Raw genomic sequence first — 20,683 nt, 5'->3', positions numbered from 1 at the left:
GCGCGTTTTGGCGTCAGCAAACCTGATAAAATGCGCGCACTTGTAAATCTGAACTTTCCCTCGGAGGGGTAATGGACAACATCGAACAACGTGTCAAGAAGATCGTCGCTGAACAACTCGGCGTCGCGGAAGCCGAGATCAAGAACGAAGCTTCGTTCGTGAACGACCTGGGCGCCGACTCGCTCGACACGGTCGAACTGGTGATGGCTCTGGAAGACGAGTTCGGCATGGAAATCCCGGACGAAGAAGCAGAGAAGATCACGACCGTTCAGCAAGCGATCGACTACGCTCGCGCAAACGTCAAGGCGTAACGAGCGCCTTTCGCGCTTGTCCGCCACGTCGCCGCGGTCTTCGCGATTGACGCGCCATCCTGCCGGCCTCGCGCCGGACGGACTAACAGCCACAGGGCTCGCAGGGCTGGTTCCTGTGGCCACTGTGGCTTTTGTTTTTGTCATCCAATAATGGAAAAGAGGTTACCGTGAGCCGCCGTCGTGTTGTTGTTACAGGCCTGGGGCTGATTTCGCCTGTTGGCAATAATGTTGCCGACGGCTGGGCCAATCTCGTCGCCGGCAAGTCCGGTATCGCCACCGTCGCGAAGTTCGATGCGTCGAACCTCGCCTGCCATTTCGCGGGCGAAGTGAAGGGTTTCAGCGCCGAGGAGTACATCCCGGCGAAGGAAGCCCGGAACATGGATACGTTCATCCATTACGGCATCGCCGCCGGCGTCCAGGCCATCCGGGACAGCGGGCTGGAAGTGAACGAAGCCAATGCGGAACGCATCGGCGTGCTGGTCGGTTCCGGCATCGGCGGCCTGCCGATGATCGAAGATACGCACCAGACGTACGTCGATCGCGGCGCGCGCCGGATCTCGCCGTTCTTCGTGCCGGGTTCGATCATCAACATGATCTCGGGCCACCTGAGCATCATGTTCGGCCTGAAGGGCCCGAACCTCGCGGCCGTCACCGCCTGCACGACCGGCCTGCACAGCATCGGCCTGGCCGCGCGGCTGATCCAGGCCGGCGACGCCGACGTGATGGTCGCAGGCGGTGCCGAATCGACGGTGTCGCCGCTCGGCATCGGCGGCTTCGCCGCCGCGCGCGCGCTGTCGACCCGCAACGACGATCCGGCTACCGCGTCGCGTCCGTGGGACAAGGACCGCGACGGCTTCGTGCTGGGCGAGGGCGCAGGCGTGATGGTGCTCGAGGAGTACGAGGCGGCGAAGGCGCGTGGGGCGAAGATCTACGCGGAAGTGTCGGGCTTCGGCATGACGGGCGACGCATACCACATGACCGCGCCGAACATGGACGGCCCGCGCCGCTGCATGGTCGCGGCACTGCGCGACGCCGGCGTGAATCCCGACGAGGTCCAGTACCTGAACGCGCATGGCACGTCGACGCCGCTGGGCGACAAGAACGAGTCCGACGCGGTGAAGGCGGCCTTCGGCGAGCACGCGTACAAGATGGTGGTCAACTCGACGAAGTCGATGACGGGCCACCTGCTGGGCGGCGCGGGCGGCCTCGAATCGGTGTTCACGGTGCTGGCGCTGCACAACAACGTGTCGCCGCCGACCATCAACATCTTCAACCAGGACCCCGAGTGCGATCTCGATTACTGCGCGAATACCGCGCGTGACATGAAGATCGACGTCGCCGTGAAGAACAACTTCGGCTTCGGGGGCACCAACGGCACGCTGGTGTTCAAGCGCGTCTGACGCCGCAATCGCTTGACGAGTCCATTCGATGCTCCGGCCGGGCGTCCGCAGCGCTTTGCGTTGCGGGCCTCGGCCGTGTCGTATCTCGTGCTGGCCGCGTTTGTCGCATCGGCTGCCGCGTCGGTCTACCTGTTCTGGGCGCCGCGCGCGGGCACTGCCGCCGGCGCATGCGTGTCGGCCGTCACGGCCGCGCTGCTGGCCGTGTGCGCCGCGCGAGCCTGTGCCCGCCGGCTGCCGGCCGAGCTTCGGATCGATGCTTTCGGGGAAATCGCGGCGTTTGGTCGCACCGGGCGCCTGCTGGCCCGCGGTCGCGTGACGGGTCATGCGCACTGGAGCAGTCTGCTGCTGGTGCTGTCGGTCGGGCAGGGTGCCCGGCGGGCCCGGCCGCTGCTGATTCCGGCCGATGCGCTCGACGCCGCATCGTTCAGCGCGCTGTCCGTGCTGGCGAGAACGGCGGGCGCGGCGGGGCGGGTGTGACGGCGGCGCGGTTACCGACCGTAACTTGCGCCCCGCGCCGGAACGCTACAATAACGCTCCGCGTTGCATCCCTAGTTAACGGATTTGTCAGGTGAGTGAAAAAGAAATCGATCAGGCTCTGGTCGAGCGCGTACAGAAGGGCGACAAGGCAGCGTTCGAACTCCTGGTCTCCAAATACCACCGAAAGATCATTCGGCTGATCTCGCGCCTCGTGCGGGATCCCGCCGAGGTCGAGGATGTGGCCCAGGACGCGTTCATCAAGGCGTATCGTGCGCTGCCGCAATTCCGCGGCGAATCGGCGTTCTATACGTGGTTGTACCGGATTGCCGTCAATACGGCGAAGAACTACCTTGCGACGCAAGGCCGCCGGGCGCCGACTTCGACCGAGGCCGATGCGGAGGAAGCGGAAACTTTCTCCGACGCAGACCAACTAAGGGATATCAACACGCCTGAATCGATGTTGATGAGCAAGCAGATTGCCGAGACGGTCAACGCTGCAATGGCTCTGCTGCCCGAAGAACTGCGCCAGGCAATCACGCTGCGCGAGATCGAGGGCCTGAGCTACGAAGAGATCGCGGAAATGATGGGCTGTCCGATCGGGACGGTCCGGTCGCGGATCTTCCGTGCACGCGAGGCAATCGCTGCCAAATTGCGTCCGCTGCTCGATACGCCCGAAGGCAAGCGCTGGTAAGCGCGACAGGCGGAGCGACGCGGGTCGGGGTCTAGTTACGGTTAAGAGTCGTGAAGTCACGACGGGGTGTGCAAGATGGGGAGCATCATGGGGTCGGTCAATACGCAGTCGCAAGCGTGCTCGCGCGGCGAGCGCCTTTCCGCGCTGGTCGACGGCGAAATGTTCGATGGCCCGGACAACGGGCAGTTTCTGGCTGAGCTCAACCGCGCGGATCGCGCTGCGTGGGCCCATTACCACCTGATCGGCGATGCGCTGCGCTCGGACGAGCTGGCGCTGTCGCCCGCGCTGAGCGTCGCGTTCACCGCGCGCATGTCGGCTGCGCTCGAAAGTGAGCCGCACCTGCTCGCGCCGGCCGCCGCGCCGGTCGCGCGCAGGCTGCTGTCGCTGCGCCGGCGCGTCGTGCCCGCGTTCGCGGTCGCGGCCGCGGCGGCTACGCTGACGTGGATTGTCGTCCCGCAAATGCAGACGGCCGGTGCGCCCGGCGCCGTCCAGGTCGCGTCGGCCGGTGCGCCGCGAGGCGGCAACCTGCAGCGCGTGACGGTTGCGCAGGCATCGGCCCAGCCGGGGCTGCAGGACGTCAACATCATCCGCGACGCCAGCCTCGACCAATACCTTGAAGCGCATCAGCAATTCGCGCAGCAGCCCGTCGTCACGGGTTCGATGCCGCTGATCCGCGCAGCCGTGAACACCACGCCAGGCCAATAACCCCGATGCGGACATTGCAGTTGAATCACGCCATCTCCGGATGGAAGCGGCTGCCGGCCCTCCTGCTTTGCGCAGCCGCCCTGTTGTCCGTTCAATCCCTTCCTGCCGGCGCCCAGCAACCGGACGATCCCGTCGCGACCCGCAAGGGTGCCGCCGACTGGCTCGACCGCGTCCAGCAGGCGGCGCAGCAGCAGACTTACGAAGGCACGTTCGTCTACCAGCGCGGCGGGTACGTGCAGTCGTCGCGCATCGCGCACGTCGCGTCCCGCGAAGGCGAGTTCGAGCGCATCGAGACGCTCGACGGCAAGCCGCGCAAGCTGCTGCGTCACAACGACGAGCTGTACACGTTCGTGCCCGAGCGCAAGCTGTGCGTGGTCGAGCGCCGTCAGACGCGCGATTCGTTCCCGTCGCTGCTCGGTGCGAGCGGCGAACACGTGATGTCCGTCTACGACGCGAAGTCGCTCGGCAAGGACCGCGTGGCCGGGATCGACGCGCAGGTCGTCGAGCTCGTGCCGAAGGATGCATACCGCTTCACGTACAAGCTGTGGGCCGACGCGCGCACGGGGCTCTTGCTGCGCTCGCAGACGCTCGACGCGAACGATCACGTGCTCGAGCAAATCGCGTTCTCGCAATTGCAGACGGGCGGTGCGGGGGGCGACAAGGCCGCGATCGCGGCCGGCATGCGCAACCTGAACGGCTGGACGGTCGTGCGGCCGCCGGTCGCGACGGTCGACATGGAAGCGCAGGGCTGGCAGCTCGCGCCGGGTGTCGCCGGCTTCCAGAAGATTCGTGAAGTGCGCCGCCCGATGGCTGCGCGCGACGCGGGCGAGCCGCCGATTCCGGTCGATCAGGCCGTCTTCACCGACGGTCTCGCGACGATCTCGGTCTTCATCGAGCCGGCCGAAAAGAATACGCGCAAGGAAGGCGCGGGCAGCACCGGCGCGACGAACGTGCTCGTCAAGCGCCGCGGCGACTACTGGATCACCGTGCTCGGCGAAGTGCCGCCGGCCACGTTGCAGCAGTTCGCGTCTGCCATAGAATACAAGGCTTCCAAGTAACGCTACGGCTTCCACATGATGAAACTCACGCTGCGCAAATGGCTCGTGGCGGCGACGCTGTCTGCCTGCCTGCCGCTCGTGCCGCATGCCGCGTTCGCGGTGACGGCTCCCGCTGCCAGCCTGCCCGACTTCGCCGACCTGGTCGAGAAGGTCGGGCCGGCCGTCGTGAACATCCGGACCACCGCCAACGTGCCGACGAGCAGTGGCCCGCGCGGGATGCTCCCGCCGGGCTTCGACAACGGCGACATGTCGGAATTCTTCCGGCGCTTCTTCGGCATTCCGCTGCCGCAGGCGCCCGGCAACGGTAGCGGCAATGGCGGCGGCAACCCGAAGAACGCGCCGGCGCCGGACAATCCGCCCGATACCGAGCAGAATCGCGGCGTCGGTTCCGGGTTCATCGTGTCGGCCGACGGCTACGTGATGACCAATGCGCACGTCGTCGACGATGCGGACACCATCTACGTGACGCTGACCGACAAGCGCGAATTCAAGGCGAAGCTGATCGGCGTCGACGATCGCACGGACGTCGCGGTCGTCAAGATCCAGGCATCGAACCTGCCGGTCGTCGCGATCGGCGATTCGAACAAGGTGCGCGTCGGCGAGTGGGTCGTCGCGATCGGTTCGCCGTTCGGCCTCGACAACACGGTGACGGCCGGCATCGTCAGCTCGAAGAGCCGCAACACGGGCGATTACCTGCCGTTCATCCAGACCGACGTCGCTGTGAACCCCGGCAACTCGGGCGGCCCGCTGATCAACATGCAGGGCGAGGTGATCGGCATCAACTCGCAGATCTACAGCCGTACCGGCGGCTTCATGGGCATCTCGTTCGCGATTCCGATCGACGAGGCGATGCGCGTGGCCGACCAGCTGAAGGCGACGGGCAAGGTCACGCGCGGCCGGATCGCGGTGGCGATCGGCGAAGTGACGAAGGACGTGGCCGATTCGATCGGGCTGCCGAAGGCCGAAGGCGCGCTCGTCAGCAGCGTCGAGCCGGGTGGTCCGGCCGACAAGGCGGGCATCCAGCCGGGCGACATCATCCTGAAGTTCAACGGCCGTCCGGTCGAGGCGGCGTCGGATCTGCCGCGCATGGTCGGCGACACGAAGCCCGGCACGAAGGCGACGGTCAGCGTGTGGCGTAAGGGCCAGGCTCGCGATTTGCCGATTACGATCGCGGAGACGCCGTCGGAAACGACCGCGAAGGCCGAGCAGCGCAAGAACGCGCCGCAGAAGCCGCGCCAGGCCAATTCGCTCGGTCTGACGGTCAGCGACCTGACGGCGGAGCAGATGAAGACGCTGAAGCTGAAGAACGGCGTGCAGGTCGACGGCGTCGACGGCCCGGCCGCCCGTGCGGGCCTGCAGCGCGGCGACATCGTGCTGCGTGTGGGCGACACCGACATCACGAACGCGAAGCAGTTCGCCGACGTGACCGCGCAGCTCGATCCGCAGAAGGCGGTCGCGGTGCTCGTGCGGCGTGGCGACAATACGCAGTTCGTGCCCGTGCGGCCGCGCCAGAAGTAACGCGCCGATGTTCACGCTCTACGGCCGCGGCTGGTGCCACCTGTGCGACGACATGCGCGACGCACTGGCGCCGGTGGCGGCCGAATTCGGTGTCGCGGTCGAATATGTCGACATCGACACCGATGCGGCACTCGTCGCCCGCTACGACGAGGACGTGCCCGTGCTGCTGCTGGACGGCGCGGAAGTGTGCCGTCACCGGTTCGACGGCGCCCGGGTGCGCGCCGTCCTGGCAGCCCGGCGTTGAGCGCCGCGCGCCGCTGGCCGGCTTCGCTTCGCAACGGGTGACCGGGGCAGACGCCCGCGGCGGCCCGCTGCACGGCGCGGCGTCCGAAATCCCGCCCGTCCTAGGCCTTTTCGGCTAAAATAAGCCGTTTTTTCACCGACTTACAAGGCGTGCTCCGCAGTCGTCGAGCGCGCCTTTTTCGCTTGATCGGCACTGAATGGATCATATTCGCAATTTCTCGATCATCGCGCACATCGACCATGGCAAGTCGACGCTCGCGGATCGCATCATCCAGGTATGCGGCGGCCTCGCAGACCGTGAAATGGAAGCGCAGGTGCTCGACTCGATGGATATCGAGCGCGAGCGCGGCATCACGATCAAGGCGCAGACGGCAGCATTGTCGTATCGCGCCCGCGACGGCAAGGTCTACAACCTCAACCTGATCGATACGCCGGGGCACGTCGACTTTTCGTACGAGGTCAGCCGCTCGCTGTCCGCGTGCGAAGGCGCACTGCTCGTGGTCGACGCGAGCCAGGGTGTCGAGGCGCAGACTGTCGCGAACTGCTACACGGCCATCGAGCTCGGCGTCGAAGTCGTGCCGGTGCTGAACAAGATCGACCTGCCGGCCGCGAACCCCGAGAACGCGATCGAGGAGATCGAGGACGTGATCGGCATCGACGCGACCGACGCGACGCGTTGCAGCGCGAAGACGGGCCTCGGCGTCGAGGACGTGCTCGAGTCGCTGATCGCGAAGGTGCCGCCGCCGAAGGGCGATCCGGCCGCACCGCTGCAGGCGCTCATCATCGATTCGTGGTTCGACAACTACGTCGGCGTCGTGATGCTCGTGCGCATCGTCAACGGCACGCTGCGCCCGAAGGACAAGATCAAGATGATGGCGACCGGCGCGCAGTATCCGGTCGAGCACGTCGGCGTGTTCACGCCGAAGTCGCGCAATCTCGAGTCGCTGTCGGCGGGGCAGGTGGGCTTCATCATCGCCGGCATCAAGGAACTGACGGCCGCGAAGGTCGGCGACACCGTCACGCATGCGAACAAGGCCGCTGCCGAACCGCTGCCGGGCTTCAAGGAAGTGAAGCCGCAGGTGTTCGCGGGGCTGTATCCGGTCGAGGCGAACCAGTACGACGCGCTGCGCGAATCGCTCGAGAAGCTGAAGCTGAACGACGCGTCGCTGCAGTACGAGCCGGAAGTGTCGCAGGCACTCGGGTTCGGTTTCCGCTGCGGCTTCCTCGGGCTGCTGCACATGGAAATCGTGCAGGAGCGGCTCGAGCGCGAGTTCGACATGGATCTCATCACGACCGCGCCGACGGTCGTCTACGAGGTCGTGCAGAGCGACGGCTCGACGATCATGGTCGAGAACCCGGCGAAGATGCCGGAGCCGGGTCGCATCGCCGAAGTCCGCGAGCCGATCGTCACCGTGAACCTGTACATGCCGCAGGATTACGTAGGCTCCGTGATCACGCTGTGCGAGCAGAAGCGCGGCTCGCAGATCAACATGCAGTATCACGGCCGCCAGGTGCAGCTCACGTACGAGATCCCGATGGCCGAGATCGTGCTCGACTTCTTCGATCGCCTGAAGTCGGTGTCGCGCGGCTATGCGTCGATGGACTACGAGTTCAAGGAATACCGTTCGTCGGACGTCGTGAAGGTCGACATGCTGATCAACGGCGACAAGGTCGATGCGCTGTCGATCATCGTGCACCGCTCGCAGTCGCAGTACCGCGGCCGCGAAGTCGCCGCGAAGATGCGCGAGATCATCCCGCGCCAGATGTACGACGTGGCGATCCAGGCTGCGATCGGCGCGCACATCGTCGCGCGCGAGAACATCAAGGCGCTGCGCAAGAACGTGCTCGCGAAGTGCTACGGCGGCGACATCACGCGGAAGAAGAAACTGCTCGAGAAGCAGAAAGAAGGCAAGAAACGGATGAAGCAGGTGGGTTCGGTCGAGATCCCGCAGGAAGCGTTCCTTGCGATCTTGCGCGTCGAAGACAAATAACAGGACTGATCCTTTTATGAATTTTGCGCTGATTCTTTTTGTGCTCGTCATCGTGACGGGCGTAGCGTGGGTGCTGGACAAACTGGTGTTCCTGCCGCGGCGACGCAAGGCGGCCGACTTGGCGGTCGACGAGTTCGACCGTCAGCAGTCGCGCATCGACAAGCGTTTCGCGGATGAAAATGCGGTGCAGACGCGTTCGAAGCTGCGCGACGAGAAGCTGCGCCAGCCGTGGTGGCTCGAGTACACCGCGAGCTTCTTCCCGGTGATCCTCGCCGTCTTCGTCGTGCGCTCGTTCGTCGTCGAGCCGTTCAAGATTCCGTCGGGCTCGATGGTGCCGACGCTGCTCGTCGGCGACTTCATCCTCGTCAACAAGTTCGAATACGGGCTGCGCCTGCCGGTCACGAACACGAAGATCACGCAGGGCAGCCCGCTGTCGCGTGGCGACGTCGTTGTGTTTCGCTATCCGAAGGACGAGTCGGTCGACTACATCAAGCGCGTGATCGGCCTGCCGGGCGATACCGTCGCGTATCAGGACAAGCAGCTCACGATCAACGGCCAGCCGGTGCCCGAAACGCCGCTGCCCGATTTCTTCGACGACGAGCGCCAGAATTACGCGAAGCAGTTCGAGGAAACGATCGGCAACAAGAAGAATGCGATCCTCAACAATCCGGCCGTGCCGCCGTTCGTGATGGGCGCATATGACTATCCGTATCGCGACAACTGCACGTACAACAGCCGCGGCGTGATCTGCAAGGTGCCGCCCGGCCACTACTTCATGATGGGCGACAACCGCGACAACAGTGCGGACAGCCGCTACTGGGGTTTCGTGCCGGACCAGAACATCGTCGGCCGTGCATTCTTCATCTGGATGAACTTCAGCGACCTGAAGCGCATCGGTTCCTTCAACTGATCGCGGTCGACTCACTCGCAATACGCGATGCACGGGCCGCGTCGCGTATTGCCGAACTACTTTAAGAACCGGCGGTAACACCGCCTCGTCACGCCTTTTCGCGTCCGGCCGTGCCGTTTCGGCCCGACCGGCGCCCGCGTTATACTCCTGCACATGCCCTTATCCCAGTTGGAAAGCCGGCTGCGCTACGAATTTCGCAATGCGGAATTGTTGCGCCAGGCTTTGACCCATCGTAGTCACAGTGCCACGCACAACGAACGGCTCGAGTTTCTCGGCGATTCCGTTCTGAATTGCGCGGTGGCCGCCCTTTTGTTCCAGCGTTTCAGCAAGCTGGACGAAGGCGACCTGTCGCGCGTGCGCGCCAATCTCGTCAAACAGCAGTCGCTGTACGAAATTGCTCAGGCCCTGAATATCTCGGACGGGCTGCGGCTGGGCGAGGGCGAACTGCGCAGCGGCGGGTTCCGCCGGCCATCGATCCTCGCGGACGCGTTCGAAGCCATCATCGGGGCCGTGTTCCTCGATGGCGGCTTCGAAGCCGCCCAGGGGGTCATCAAGCGCCTCTATATCCCGATTCTCGACCATATCGATCCGCGTACGCTCGGCAAGGACGCGAAGACGCTGCTGCAGGAATATTTGCAGGGGCACAAGATCGCGCTGCCGACCTATACGGTGGTCGCGACGCATGGTGCGGCGCACAATCAGCAATTCGAAGTCGAATGCACGGTGCCGAAGCTCGACGTGAAGGTGTCGGGCTCCGGTGCGAGCCGGCGCGCAGCCGAGCAGGCCGCCGCGAAGAAGGCGCTCGACGAAGTGATGGCGGCCGCGCCGATGCTGGCCACGAAACCGAAGCGCTCGAAAAACGCGCGCGGCTCGAAGCACGTCGAACCCGAAATCGTGCCGGGCGTGAAGGGCGTGCAGGAAGCGCTCGACCTGCGCTCGCCGGAGCGCAAGGAGCGCGCGGCGGCGCGCGACGCGCGGGCGGCGGCCGGCGCGGTGCCCGCGGCCGGCGCTGCGAGCGCTGCCGAACCGGCCGTTGCGCCGATGGCCGCGATTCGCGCGGCGCATGTCGACGCGACGGCGGAAAAGGGCGAGCGGGCAGCGAAGCCGGCGGCCGACAAGGCTGCCGACAAGCCGGCCGAGCGATCCGACAAGTCCGCGGAGAAACCTGCTGAAGCCGTGCCCGCTGCGCGTGCGGCCGACAAGCCGGCGGGCCAGCCAGCCGAGCCGGCCGCGTCGTCCGCCGACAAGTCTTCCGCTGGCACTGACCCCGCTTCCCGCGCGGCTGCGCGCACACGCGATGCGGCGGCGCCGGATGCCGAGACGCCGCAGGGCGGCGCGAGCCTCGCTGCCGCGCAGGCGCGCGTGGCCGATGCCGACCACTGAATTGCCCATCGATCGTGCCGCGCGCCGCGCGGCCGTTTCCGAACCTGTCTCCCAAACGATATGAACACTCCCGCTCCTACCGGTTTCCGTTGCGGCATGATCGCGATCGTGGGCCGCCCGAACGTCGGCAAGTCGACGTTGATGAACGCACTCGTCGGCCAGAAGATCAGCATCACGTCGCGCAAGGCGCAGACGACCCGCCACCGCATTACCGGCATCAATACGTTCGACGACGCGCAATTCGTGTTCGTCGACACGCCCGGCTTCCAGACCCGCCACAGCACCGCGCTGAACCGCTCGCTGAACCGGGCGGTCACGTCGACGCTCACGTCGGTCGACGTGATCCTGTTCGTGATCGAGGCGGGCCGCTTCGGGCCCGACGACCAGAAGGTGCTCGACCTGATCCCGCCCGGCATGCCGACGCTGCTGATCGCGAACAAGATCGACCGCGTGACCGACAAGGCGACGTTGTTCCCGTTCATGCAGCAGATGAGCACGCTGCGCGAATTCACCGAGCTCGTGCCGCTGTCGGCGCAGCGCCCGGAAGACATCAAGCGCCTGCTGGACACGATCAAGCCGTACCTGCCGGAAGGCGAGCCGATCTACGGCGAGGACGAGCTGACCGACCGCAGCTCGCGCTTTCTCGCGGCCGAAATCCTGCGCGAGAAGGTGTTCCGCTGGACCGGCGACGAACTGCCGTACACGAGCACCGTGCTGATCGACAAGTTCGAGGAGGAAGGGCGCCTGAAGCGCATCTTCGCGACGATCCTCGTCGAGCGCGATTCGCACAAGGCGATGGTGATCGGCAAGAAAGGCGAGAAGCTCAAGCAGATCAGCACCGAAGCGCGGATGGATATGGAGAAGCTGTTCGACGGCCCCGTGTACCTCGAGACCTTCGTGAAGGTGAAGAGCGGCTGGGCCGACAACGAGGCGGGGCTGCGTGCCTATGGGTACGAATGACGCGCTGACGTCGACCGAAGACGCGGTGACGGCCGGCGCGAACGACGCGCCGCTGCCGGCACCGCCCGAACCGCCGCGCAAGGCGCGGCGCGCGACGTCTCGCACGTCCGATTTCCGCGTCGCCGAGCAGCCGGCGTTCGTGCTGCACAGTTACCCGTATCGCGAAACGAGCCTGATCGTCGACGTGCTGACGCGTGATCACGGCCGGCTCGCGCTCGTCGCGAAGGGCGCGAAGCGCCCGCATTCCGCGCTGCGCGGCGTGCTGCAGACGTTTCAGCCGCTGCTGCTGTCCTGGTCGGGCAAATCCGAGGTGCGCACGCTGACGGGCGCCGAGTGGGTCGGCGGCATGTTGCCGCTCGGCGGCGACGGGCTGCTCTGCGGTTTCTATGCGAACGAGCTGCTCGTGAAATTCTGCGCGCGCGAGGATCCCCAGCCGCCGCTCTTCAATCATTACGTGCTGACCCTCACGCGCCTCGCGCACGGCGAGCCCGCGGTGCAGGTGCTGCGCTCGTTCGAGCGCGTGCTGCTGCGCGAGACCGGTTATGCGATGGCGCTGAACCGCACGGTCGCGCGTCGGGCGGTCGAGCCCGAGCGTCGCTACGTGTTCGATCCCGAGCGCGGCGTGCGCAATGCGGACGACGACGTCCCGTCGCACTGGCCGGTCATTTCGGGCCAGACGTTGCTCGACATGGAGCAGGACGATTACCATCGAGCCCAGACGGTTGCGCAAAGCAAGACGCTGATGCGCTTCCTGCTGAACACCTATCTCGGCGGCACGCCGCTTGCCACGCGTCAGATCCTGATCGACCTGCAAAACCTATGAGCTTCTTCCTGACAACGCCCACCGCCATCGACCTCGGCGTGAACATCGACCACGTCGCGACGCTGCGCAATGCGCGCGGCACGACCTATCCCGATCCGATCCGCGCGGCGCTCGCCGCCGAGGAAGCCGGCGCGGATGCGATCACGCTGCATCTGCGCGAGGATCGTCGTCACATCGTCGATGCGGATGTGCGCAAGCTGCGCCCGCTGCTGAAGACGCGGATGAACCTCGAATGCGCGGTGACGGCCGAGATGCTCGACATCGCATGCGAAGTGCGCCCGCACGACGCGTGTCTGGTGCCCGAGAAGCGCGAGGAGCTGACGACCGAAGGCGGTCTCGATGTCGCCGGCCACTTCGAGGCCGTACGTGCGGCCTGCAAGCAACTGGCCGACGTGGGCGTGCGCGTGTCGCTGTTCATCGATCCGGACGACACGCAGATCCGCGCCGCGCACGAAGCGGGCGCGCCGGTGATCGAGCTGCATACGGGCCGTTACGCCGAAGCGCACGACGAAGCCGAACAGCAGCGCGAATACGAGCGTATCGTCGCGGGCGTGCAGGCCGGTGCGCAGCTCGGCCTGAAGGTCAACGCGGGCCATGGCCTGCATTACACGAACGTGCAGCAGATCGCCGCGATCGACGGCATCGTCGAGCTGAACATCGGCCACGCGATCGTCGCGCACGCGATCTTCGCGGGCTGGGACAACGCGGTGCGCGAGATGAAGGCGATCATGGTCGCCGCACGCGTGGCCGCGCTGCACGGCGGCGCGCGCTGAAGATGCAATACCGCCGCGCGTCGCGCGTGATGACGGGCCCGGCTTCGCCGGGTCGCACCGGTGCGTACTGACATGGCGATCTACGGCATCGGTACCGACATCGCCCAGGTGAGCCGCATCGCGGCCGTGCTCGAACGCACCGGCGGCCGCTTCGCCGAGAAGGTGCTGGGCCCCGACGAGCTGCGAGTGTTCCATGCACGGCGCGCCCGCTCCGAGGCGCGCGGCATCGCGTTCCTCGCGACGCGCTTTTCCGCGAAGGAAGCGTTCTCGAAGGCGATCGGACTCGGCATGCACTGGCCGATGACGTGGCGTGCGCTGCAAACCCTCAACCATCCGAGCGGCGAGCCGTACGTGGTCGCGTCGGGCGAGCTGGCCGACTGGCTGGCCGCCCGCGGCATCACGGCGCGCGTGACGGTCAGCGACGAACGCGACTACGCGGTGTCGTTCGTGATCGCCGAGACGGACGCCGCACCTGCCCCTGTTTCCCGAACCTCCCCCTGACGGAATTTCCGATTCGATGAAAACGACTCCCGGCCCGGTCATGCTCGACGTCGTCGGCACGGCCCTGTCGCGCGACGATGCGCGGCGCCTCGCGCATCCGAATACCGGCGGCGTGATCCTGTTCGCGCGGCACTTCCAGAATCGTGCGCAACTGACCGCGCTGACCGACTCGATCCGCGCGGTGCGCGAAGACATCCTGATCGCCGTCGATCACGAAGGCGGCCGCGTGCAGCGTTTCCGCACCGACGGCTTCACGGTGCTGCCCGCGATGCGCCGCCTCGGCGAGCTGTGGGATCGCGACGTGCTGCTCGCGACGAAGGTCGCAACGGCCGTCGGCTACATCCTGGCGGCCGAATTGCGTGCGTGCGGGATCGACATGAGCTTCACGCCCGTGCTCGACCTCGACTACGGGCATTCGAAAGTGATCGGCGATCGTGCGTTCCATCGCGATCCGCGCGTCGTCACGCTGCTCGCGAAGAGCCTGAACCACGGGCTGTCGCTCGCCGGCATGGCGAACTGCGGCAAGCATTTCCCGGGGCACGGCTTCGCGGAGGCCGATTCGCACGTCGCGCTGCCGACCGACGACCGCCCGCTCGACACGATTCTCAAGCACGACGTCGCGCCTTACGACTGGCTCGGCCTGTCGTTGTCCGCGGTGATCCCCGCCCACGTGATCTACACGCAGGTCGACAAGCGCCCGGCCGGGTTCTCGCGCGTCTGGCTGCAGGACATCCTGCGCGGGCGGCTCGGCTTCACCGGCGCGATCTTCAGCGACGACCTGTCGATGGAGGCCGCGCGCGAAGGCGGCACGCTCACGCAGGCGGCCGACGCCGCGCTCGCGGCCGGGTGCGACATGGTGCTCGTCTGCAACCAGCCGGACGCGGCCGAAGTCGTGCTGAACGGGCTGAAGGCGCGGGCGACGGACGAGTCGGTACGGCGCATCAAGCGGATGCGCGCGCGCGGCAAGGCGCTCAAGTGGGACAAGCTGATCGCGCAGCCCGAGTATCTGCGGGCGCAGGCGCTGTTGAGCAGCGCACTGGCATAAGCTGAGCCGGCGAGGAGTGGGCGCGGGATGCGCCCTTCAGGACGTCGAAACGAAAAGCCGCGCAACTGCGCGGCTTTTTTATGCGTGACTGCCGGCGCGGACCGGGCAGTCGCGGAAATCGAGCAGGCCGGCCACGCGAATCTCGACGCAACTAACGGTCGAGCCCTGCCAGCGCCTGCGCGCATCGCCGCCCGCTCAGTTCACCTTCATCCGCTGCAGCTTGTTGTACAGCGTCTTCGGGCTGATGCCGAGCAGCGTTGCCGCACGGTGACGCGTACCGCCGACCGCGTCGAGCGTCGCGCGGATCAGCAGATCCTCGACGTCGGACAGCGGCGTCCCGACCTTGATCTGCACGCTGCTGCCGTTCAGCGCGGCGCCGGCCGAGAAGCTCGGCTCGCCCGCGCGCAGCGTCTCGATGAAATCGCCCGATGCGTCGTAGGCGAAGCGCACGCGCTCCTGCAGCTCGCGCACGTTGCCCGGCCATTCGTAGGACACGCACTCGCGCACGAAGCCCGGCGCCGCGCGCTTGTCGGTCGTGCTGCGGCCGGTTGCGCGCGCTTCGCGATTCAGTTCGTCGATCAGCGCATCAGCGATCGCGAGCGCGTCGCCGTCGCGCTCGCGCAGCGGCGGCATCGTGATCGACGCCGCATCGAGGCGCAGCCACAGATCCTCGCGCAGCGTGCCGTTCGCGACCGCTTCGCGCGCCGGGCGGCGCGTGGTCGCAATCAGCCGGAAGTCGCTCGCAATCGAGCTCGTGCCGCCGATCCGCATGAAGTTCTGCGAATCGAGCGCCTGCAGCAGCGCTTCCTGCAGCACGAGCGGCAGCGCGGTGATTTCGTCGAGGAACAGCGTGCCGCCGCCCGCCTGTTCGAACAGGCCCGATTCGCGGCGCTCGGCCCCGTCGAACGCGCCGCGCTCATGGCCGAACAGCACGCTGTCGAGCGATGCGCCGTGCCGGCCGGCCTGCGCGATCGTCCGGCAGTCGCACGACACGAACGGCCCCTTGCGGCGCCGGCTCAGGTCGTGCAGCGTGCGCGCGGCCAGCTTCTTGCCGGTACCGGCTTCGCCCGAGAACAGCACGGCCGTTTCGGTGCGTGCGTTGTGCTCGATCATGTCGTACACGTGCTGCATCGCGTCGCTGCGGCCGACCAGCGCGCCGAAGCGGCCGAGATGGCGCAGCGATGCGCGCAACGACTGCACTTCGTCGATCAGCTCGTACGGGCGCGGGATCCGCGCGAGCAGGCTGCGTAGGCGCGGAATGTTGATCGGCTTCAGCAGGTAGTCCCAAATACCGTGACGCAGGCCCTCGATCGCGCTCTCGACCGTCGCGTTGCCCGTCAGCACGATGACGGGCAGCGAGCCGTTCGGCTGTTGCTGCGGCAGGTGCTGGAGCAGGTCGAACCCGCTGCCGTCCGGCAGGTTCAGGTCGACGAGAACGACGTCGGGAATCGACCGGCCAAGCGCCGTGCGAGCTTCGGCGAGCGACGTGGCCGTGTCGACCGAGAAGCCGTCCGCGGCGAGCAGCGCGGTGAGGCCGGACAGACTGTTGGGATCGTCTTCGACAATCAGGGCGTGTGGCATGGTGGACGCAGGTCGAGTCAAGAGAGGCGGGCTGTCGGCCGGCGGGGCCGCAGCCGCATGTCAGATTAAAAACTGATTTTATGCCCCGCCGAACGCGTAACGACCATTATTTTTCCGGCGCTATAAAACAGTTACCGATGATACAAATTGAATATCTTTACCGGTGGCTTTTGTGCTCCAGATGAGAGCAGCCAGAGGCCGCTTGTTGGCGCCGGACAAACAAAAAGCGCCCCGAAGGGCGCTTTGTTCGATGCGGATCGTGCTGGCGATTACGCGCGGCTGCGGTATTCGTTCGTACGCGTATCGATTTCGATCTTGTCGCCGGTGTTGCAGAACAGCGGCACTTGCAGCTCGAAGCCCGTTGCGAGCTTCGCGTTCTTCAGCACCTTGCCCGACGACGTGTCGCCCTTGACTGCCGGTTCCGTGTAGGTGATTTCGCGAACCAGGACCGTCGGCAGTTCGACCGAGATCGCCTTCTCGTTGTAGAACACGACTTCGCAAGCCATGCCGTCTTCGAGGTAGTTCAGCGCTTCGCCCATCATTTCCGCTTCGACTTCGAACTGGTTGTAGTCGGCGTCCATGAACACGTACATCGGGTCGGCGAAGTACGAGTACGTCACTTCCTTGCGATCGAGCACGACGACGTCGAACTTGTCGTCGGCCTTGTAGACCGCTTCCTGGCCGGCGTTCGTCAGCAGGTTCTTCATCTTCATCTTGACGACGGCGGAGTTACGGCCCGACTTGTTGTATTCGGCCTTGGCGATAACCCATGCATCGCTGCCGATCTGCACGACGTTGCCTACGCGGAGTTCCTGTGCGGTTTTCATAAAAAACTGTCCTGATCAAATCAAATAAATAGGTGCCTGAGCGTTGCACAACGGCTGACGGCGCAAGCGGTCCGGTCCGGTGGACGCCAAAAGCGAGCGCTTGCCTGGTCAGCCGTCGGATAACCGCTTATTTTAACTGAGATTTTGCGTATTCCGCCAGCTTTCCAGCGAGATCGCCGACGGCCGCGAGCGCATCGGCCCAGCGGGCCGCGTTGGCGTCCAGTGCGGCGCGGTGCTGCCAGAAATCGGCCCAGTCGGGCGTGCCGGCGCCGTTCCACGCATGCCAGAACCGCTCGAGCGCCGCGCGCGGCGCGGCGGCGAGGCCGGCCGACAGGTGCGCGAGCGCGGCGTCGAGCTTCGGCAGGTGCACGTCGTCGGCCTGCGGGTAGATGTGCCACACGAACGGTTTGCGTGCCCACTGCGCCCGGACGAACGAATCCTCGCCGCGCACGAAATTGACGTCCGCGGCCCACAGCAACGGATCGTAGTCGGCCTGGGGGACGAACGCGAGCCCGTGCGCCGACAGGTTGCCGCTGCGCGCGTGCGTGCCCGCGTCGAACGACTCGACCCCGAAAAAACGCGCGACGGCGGGCGATACGCGGCCGGTCGGCACGAGCGCGACGACCGGCGACGGGCCGTCGCGCCACTGGGCGAGCAGCGCGTCGACGGCCGGGTTTTCGTACGCGAACAGGCTGACGACCGTCTTGCCGGGAGCCGGCGGTGGGCCGCCGGTCGCGCGCCGCCACCATGCATCGCGCGCCGCCGCATCGGTTTCGAAGGCCGTGCGGCGCGCATCGAGGTCGCGCTCCTTTGGCACGCCGCCGGTGCCGGCCGACAGACCGGGAAAGAAAAACGTCTTCAGCAGCGGGTAGCGCGGATGCGGCGACGGCCGCAGATGGAAATCGGCGACCCAGTCTTCGGCGCTCAGGTATTCGAGGTTGATCCATACGGGGCGACGCGCGCGGCGTGCCATCGCCGCGAGATACGCGCCGGGCAGCTCGCACGCGAACGCTTCGATCACGACGTCGGCGATCTCCAGCGCGTCGCCGACTTCCGCGTGCCAATGTTCGATCACGATCGCATCGACCGTCTGCCGCGCCGCGTCGGGATCGACCCCGGGCAGCAGGCGCGCGAACGTGCGGAGATCGTCGATGAACAGGCGGACCTGCCAGCCGTGCTCGTGCGCGAGCTGGCGCGCGACGCGCCAGCAGACGCCGATGTCGCCGAAATTGTCGATCACCGTGCAGAAGAGGTCGCAGGCGATCGGTTCGCCCGGCGCGAGCGGCTCGGCGGGCAGGGGGGCAGCGGTGGTGCGGGGCATCGAAGCGGGCGGTGAATGCTCTAAACTGGCGATTCTAATGGACCCGTTCCGCGTTACAAGGCGCCCGGATCACGCATGACATCCCCTGAAGCTCCCGATACCCCGTTCGAACCGAAGAAGATCCTTGCGCAGTTGCCGCACATGCCGGGCGTCTATCGCTATTACGACGCGGCGGGCGCCGTGCTCTACGTCGGCAAGGCACGCGACCTGAAGAAGCGCGTGTCGAGCTATTTCACGAAGACGCAGCTGTCGCCGCGCATCGCGATGATGGTCACGCGCATCGCACGCATCGAGACGACCGTCACGCGTTCGGAGGCCGAAGCGCTGCTGCTCGAGAACAACCTGATCAAGGCGCTCGCGCCGCGCTACAACATCCTGTTTCGCGACGACAAGTCCTATCCGTACCTGAAGCTCACCGCGCACCGTTTCCCGCGGATGGCCTACTACCGCGGCTCGGTCGACAAGCAGAACCAGTATTTCGGGCCGTTCCCGAGCGCGTGGGCCGTGCGCGAGAGCATCCAGATCCTGCAGCGCGTGTTCCAGTTGCGCACCTGCGAGGATTCGGTCTTCAACAACCGCACGCGGCCGTGCCTGCTGCACCAGATCGGGCGTTGCACGGCGCCGTGCGTCGGCGCGATCTCCGACGAGGATTACGCGATCGACGTGTCGAACGCCGCGCGTTTCCTGCTCGGCCGGCAGTCCGAAGTGATGAAGGAGCTCGAGCAGAAGATGCACGCGTTCGCGGCCGAGCTGAAATTCGAGCAGGCGGCGGCCGTGCGCAACCAGATGAGCTCGCTCGCGACGGTGCTGCACCAGCAGGCGATCGAGGTCGGCAGCGACAGCGACGTCGACATTCTCGCCGTCGTCGCACAGGGCGGGCGCGTGTGCGTGAACCTCGCGATGGTGCGCGGCGGCCGGCATCTCGGCGACAAGGCGTATTTCCCGACGCATGTCGAAAGCGCGCTGACGCTCGCCGAGGGCGGTCTCGGCGACGACGCGGAGTTGGCGGAGGCGCCCGATACGGCCGACACGGCCGGCATGAGCGCCGATGCGTTGCCGGACCAGCCCGTGGAAGAAACCGGCGGCGCGCGTGAGAAGGCGGCGTCGGTCGAAGCCGAGGTGCTCGACGCGTTCATCGCGCAGCACTATCTCGGCAATCGCGTGCCGCCGGTGCTGGTCGTGAGCCATGCGCCCGCGAGCCGCGACCTGCTCGAGCTGCTGTCCGAGCAGGCCGGCCACAAGGTGTCGCTGGTGCGGCAGCCGCAGGGGCAGCGGCGCGCGTGGCTGTCGATGGCCGAACAGAATGCGCAGATCGCGCTGATGCGGCTGCTGTCCGAGCAGGGCTCGCAGCAGGCGCGCACGCGCGCGCTCGCGGACACGCTCGGCTACGACAGCGACGATCTCGCGACGCTGCGGATCGAATGCTTCGACATCAGCCACACGATGGGCGAGGCGACGCAGGCGTCGTGCGTCGTCTATCACCATCACAAGATGCAGTCGGGAGATTACCGCCGCTACAACATCACCGGGATCACGCCGGGCGACGATTACGCGGCGATGCGCCAGGTGCTCACGCGCCGCTACGAGAAGATGGTCGAACAGGCCGCGCAGGCGGCCGCCGCCGACGCAGCGGCCGGCATCGACGGCGAGTCGACGCGCGAGGCCGAGGCGTCGAGCCTGCTGCCGAACATCGTGCTGATCGACGGCGGCAAGGGGCAGGTCGAAATCGCCCGACAGGTGTTTACCGAGCTTGGCCTCGATACGTCGATGCTGGTCGGCGTCGCGAAAGGCGAGGGGCGCAAGGTCGGCCTCGAGACGCTCGTGTTCGCGGACGGCCGCCCGCCGCTCGAACTCGGCAAGGAAAGCGCCGCGCTGATGCTCGTCGCGCAGATCCGCGACGAGGCGCACCGGTTCGCGATCACCGGCATGCGCGCCAAGCGGGCGAAGGCGCGCCAGACTTCGCGGCTCGAGGAACTCGAAGGCGTCGGCGCGAAGCGCCGGCAGCGGTTGCTCGCGCGGTTCGGCGGGTTGCGCGGCGTGGTGGCCGCGAGTGTCGAGGAACTGGCGAGCGTCGAGGGCATCTCGCACGCGCTCGCCGAGCAGATCTACAAGCAGCTTCACTGACGCGGCCGTGCGGCCGGCTGCGTTGCCAGCGTTCTTGTGGC

20 protein-coding genes are annotated in these 20,683 nt (G+C 66.4%); 17 read left to right on the top strand and 3 right to left on the bottom strand.

From position 1 onward, the window contains the following. Window positions 1-71: 71 nt before the first annotated feature. The 16 genes from acpP (at window position 72) to nagZ (ending at window position 14,789) form a co-directional block, all read left to right on the top strand. Entirely contained in the window at window positions 72-311 is a 240-nt protein-coding gene (gene acpP / locus HWX08_RS32140; RefSeq protein ID WP_004197638.1) for an acyl carrier protein, read from the top strand. A gap of 167 nt (window positions 312-478) precedes the next feature. Next, window positions 479-1,711, top strand: a complete 1,233-nt coding sequence (fabF, locus tag HWX08_RS32135; RefSeq protein WP_069256147.1) for a beta-ketoacyl-ACP synthase II — start codon at window positions 479-481, stop codon at window positions 1,709-1,711. A 12-nt stretch (window positions 1,712-1,723) separates the two neighbouring features. Next, on the top strand, window positions 1,724-2,188 hold the full coding sequence (locus tag HWX08_RS32130) for a protein YgfX (RefSeq protein WP_107312036.1): 465 nt from the start codon (window positions 1,724-1,726) through the stop codon (window positions 2,186-2,188). Between the two features lie 91 nt (window positions 2,189-2,279). Next, on the top strand, window positions 2,280-2,879 hold the full coding sequence (rpoE, locus tag HWX08_RS32125) for an RNA polymerase sigma factor RpoE (RefSeq protein WP_006490873.1): 600 nt from the start codon (window positions 2,280-2,282) through the stop codon (window positions 2,877-2,879). Between the two features lie 87 nt (window positions 2,880-2,966). Further along, entirely contained in the window at window positions 2,967-3,584 is a 618-nt protein-coding gene (locus HWX08_RS32120) for a sigma-E factor negative regulatory protein (RefSeq protein ID WP_174922924.1), read from the top strand. Between the two features lie 5 nt (window positions 3,585-3,589). Continuing rightward, a complete protein-coding gene (locus HWX08_RS32115) occupies window positions 3,590-4,642 on the top strand; it encodes a MucB/RseB C-terminal domain-containing protein (RefSeq protein WP_069256150.1) in 1,053 nt (350 codons plus the stop codon). 15 nt (window positions 4,643-4,657) lie between these two features. Beyond that, window positions 4,658-6,160: a DegQ family serine endoprotease gene (locus HWX08_RS32110; protein ID WP_069256151.1), complete on the top strand. Its 1,503-nt coding sequence runs from the start codon at window positions 4,658-4,660 to the stop codon at window positions 6,158-6,160. Window positions 6,161-6,167: 7 nt separating this feature from the next. Then, the gene (locus tag HWX08_RS32105) at window positions 6,168-6,404 is read left to right on the top strand and encodes a glutaredoxin family protein (protein WP_069256152.1); all 237 of its coding nucleotides are present in this window, start codon (window positions 6,168-6,170) and stop codon (window positions 6,402-6,404) included. A gap of 196 nt (window positions 6,405-6,600) precedes the next feature. After that, on the top strand, window positions 6,601-8,394 hold the full coding sequence (lepA, locus tag HWX08_RS32100) for a translation elongation factor 4 (RefSeq protein WP_069256153.1): 1,794 nt from the start codon (window positions 6,601-6,603) through the stop codon (window positions 8,392-8,394). A gap of 16 nt (window positions 8,395-8,410) precedes the next feature. After that, window positions 8,411-9,304: a signal peptidase I gene (lepB, locus tag HWX08_RS32095; protein ID WP_069256154.1), complete on the top strand. Its 894-nt coding sequence runs from the start codon at window positions 8,411-8,413 to the stop codon at window positions 9,302-9,304. 153 nt (window positions 9,305-9,457) lie between these two features. After that, window positions 9,458-10,687, top strand: coding sequence for a ribonuclease III (gene rnc, locus HWX08_RS32090; protein WP_069256155.1), 1,230 nt, complete (start codon window positions 9,458-9,460; stop codon window positions 10,685-10,687). Between the two features lie 60 nt (window positions 10,688-10,747). Next, window positions 10,748-11,647, top strand: coding sequence for a GTPase Era (gene era, locus HWX08_RS32085; protein WP_069256156.1), 900 nt, complete (start codon window positions 10,748-10,750; stop codon window positions 11,645-11,647). After that, the gene (gene recO / locus HWX08_RS32080) at window positions 11,634-12,470 is read left to right on the top strand and encodes a DNA repair protein RecO (protein ID WP_069256157.1); all 837 of its coding nucleotides are present in this window, start codon (window positions 11,634-11,636) and stop codon (window positions 12,468-12,470) included. Before era ends, recO begins: the two co-directional genes overlap by 14 nt. Further along, window positions 12,467-13,243 (top strand): pyridoxine 5'-phosphate synthase, encoded by a 777-nt coding sequence (gene pdxJ / locus HWX08_RS32075; RefSeq protein WP_166957639.1) that lies wholly within the window; start codon window positions 12,467-12,469, stop codon window positions 13,241-13,243. Before recO ends, pdxJ begins: the two co-directional genes overlap by 4 nt. A gap of 72 nt (window positions 13,244-13,315) precedes the next feature. Further along, window positions 13,316-13,744, top strand: coding sequence for a holo-ACP synthase (gene acpS, locus HWX08_RS32070; protein ID WP_174923192.1), 429 nt, complete (start codon window positions 13,316-13,318; stop codon window positions 13,742-13,744). A gap of 16 nt (window positions 13,745-13,760) precedes the next feature. Continuing rightward, window positions 13,761-14,789: a beta-N-acetylhexosaminidase gene (gene nagZ / locus HWX08_RS32065; RefSeq protein ID WP_069256159.1), complete on the top strand. Its 1,029-nt coding sequence runs from the start codon at window positions 13,761-13,763 to the stop codon at window positions 14,787-14,789. A 195-nt stretch (window positions 14,790-14,984) separates the two neighbouring features. On the opposite strand, the gene HWX08_RS32060 is transcribed toward nagZ, so the two are convergent. The 3 genes from HWX08_RS32060 to earP form a co-directional block, all read right to left on the bottom strand. Next, complete coding sequence (locus HWX08_RS32060; protein WP_069256160.1) at window positions 14,985-16,370, bottom strand: sigma-54-dependent transcriptional regulator; 1,386 nt, start codon at window positions 16,368-16,370, stop codon at window positions 14,985-14,987. A gap of 269 nt (window positions 16,371-16,639) precedes the next feature. Further along, entirely contained in the window at window positions 16,640-17,197 is a 558-nt protein-coding gene (gene efp, locus HWX08_RS32055; protein ID WP_011351421.1) for an elongation factor P, read from the bottom strand. A gap of 127 nt (window positions 17,198-17,324) precedes the next feature. Beyond that, entirely contained in the window at window positions 17,325-18,518 is a 1,194-nt protein-coding gene (earP, locus tag HWX08_RS32050) for an elongation factor P maturation arginine rhamnosyltransferase EarP (protein ID WP_174923190.1), read from the bottom strand. A 75-nt stretch (window positions 18,519-18,593) separates the two neighbouring features. On the opposite strand from earP, the gene uvrC reads away from it, so the two are divergent. Next, complete coding sequence (gene uvrC, locus HWX08_RS32045) at window positions 18,594-20,642, top strand: excinuclease ABC subunit UvrC (RefSeq protein ID WP_174923188.1); 2,049 nt, start codon at window positions 18,594-18,596, stop codon at window positions 20,640-20,642. Window positions 20,643-20,683: the final 41 nt, after the last annotated feature.

Origin of the sequence: Burkholderia metallica (assembly GCF_902832845.1) — a bacterium.
Lineage (GTDB): Bacteria > Pseudomonadota > Gammaproteobacteria > Burkholderiales > Burkholderiaceae > Burkholderia > Burkholderia metallica.
This window is presented reverse-complemented; position numbering and strand designations above follow the sequence as displayed.

Bases quoted from the DNA above. Each gene is read 5' to 3' on its own strand.
- HWX08_RS32115 (WP_069256150.1), top strand. From the start codon at position 3,590: ATGCGGACATTGCAGTTGAATCACGCCATCTCCGGATGGAAGCGGCTG.
- rnc (WP_069256155.1), top strand. From the start codon at position 9,458: ATGCCCTTATCCCAGTTGGAAAGCCGGCTGCGCTACGAATTTCGCAAT.
- lepA (WP_069256153.1), top strand. From the start codon at position 6,601: ATGGATCATATTCGCAATTTCTCGATCATCGCGCACATCGACCATGGC.
- uvrC (WP_174923188.1), top strand. From the start codon at position 18,594: ATGACATCCCCTGAAGCTCCCGATACCCCGTTCGAACCGAAGAAGATC.
- HWX08_RS32105 (WP_069256152.1), top strand. From the start codon at position 6,168: ATGTTCACGCTCTACGGCCGCGGCTGGTGCCACCTGTGCGACGACATG.
- HWX08_RS32120 (WP_174922924.1), top strand. From the start codon at position 2,967: ATGGGGTCGGTCAATACGCAGTCGCAAGCGTGCTCGCGCGGCGAGCGC.
- acpS (WP_174923192.1), top strand. From the start codon at position 13,316: ATGGCGATCTACGGCATCGGTACCGACATCGCCCAGGTGAGCCGCATC.
- efp (WP_011351421.1), bottom strand. From the start codon at position 17,197: ATGAAAACCGCACAGGAACTCCGCGTAGGCAACGTCGTGCAGATCGGC.
- acpP (WP_004197638.1), top strand. From the start codon at position 72: ATGGACAACATCGAACAACGTGTCAAGAAGATCGTCGCTGAACAACTC.
- lepB (WP_069256154.1), top strand. From the start codon at position 8,411: ATGAATTTTGCGCTGATTCTTTTTGTGCTCGTCATCGTGACGGGCGTA.
- HWX08_RS32110 (WP_069256151.1), top strand. From the start codon at position 4,658: ATGATGAAACTCACGCTGCGCAAATGGCTCGTGGCGGCGACGCTGTCT.
- nagZ (WP_069256159.1), top strand. From the start codon at position 13,761: ATGAAAACGACTCCCGGCCCGGTCATGCTCGACGTCGTCGGCACGGCC.
- era (WP_069256156.1), top strand. From the start codon at position 10,748: ATGAACACTCCCGCTCCTACCGGTTTCCGTTGCGGCATGATCGCGATC.
- pdxJ (WP_166957639.1), top strand. From the start codon at position 12,467: ATGAGCTTCTTCCTGACAACGCCCACCGCCATCGACCTCGGCGTGAAC.
- HWX08_RS32060 (WP_069256160.1), bottom strand. From the start codon at position 16,370: ATGCCACACGCCCTGATTGTCGAAGACGATCCCAACAGTCTGTCCGGC.
- recO (WP_069256157.1), top strand. From the start codon at position 11,634: ATGGGTACGAATGACGCGCTGACGTCGACCGAAGACGCGGTGACGGCC.
- earP (WP_174923190.1), bottom strand. From the start codon at position 18,518: ATGCCCCGCACCACCGCTGCCCCCCTGCCCGCCGAGCCGCTCGCGCCG.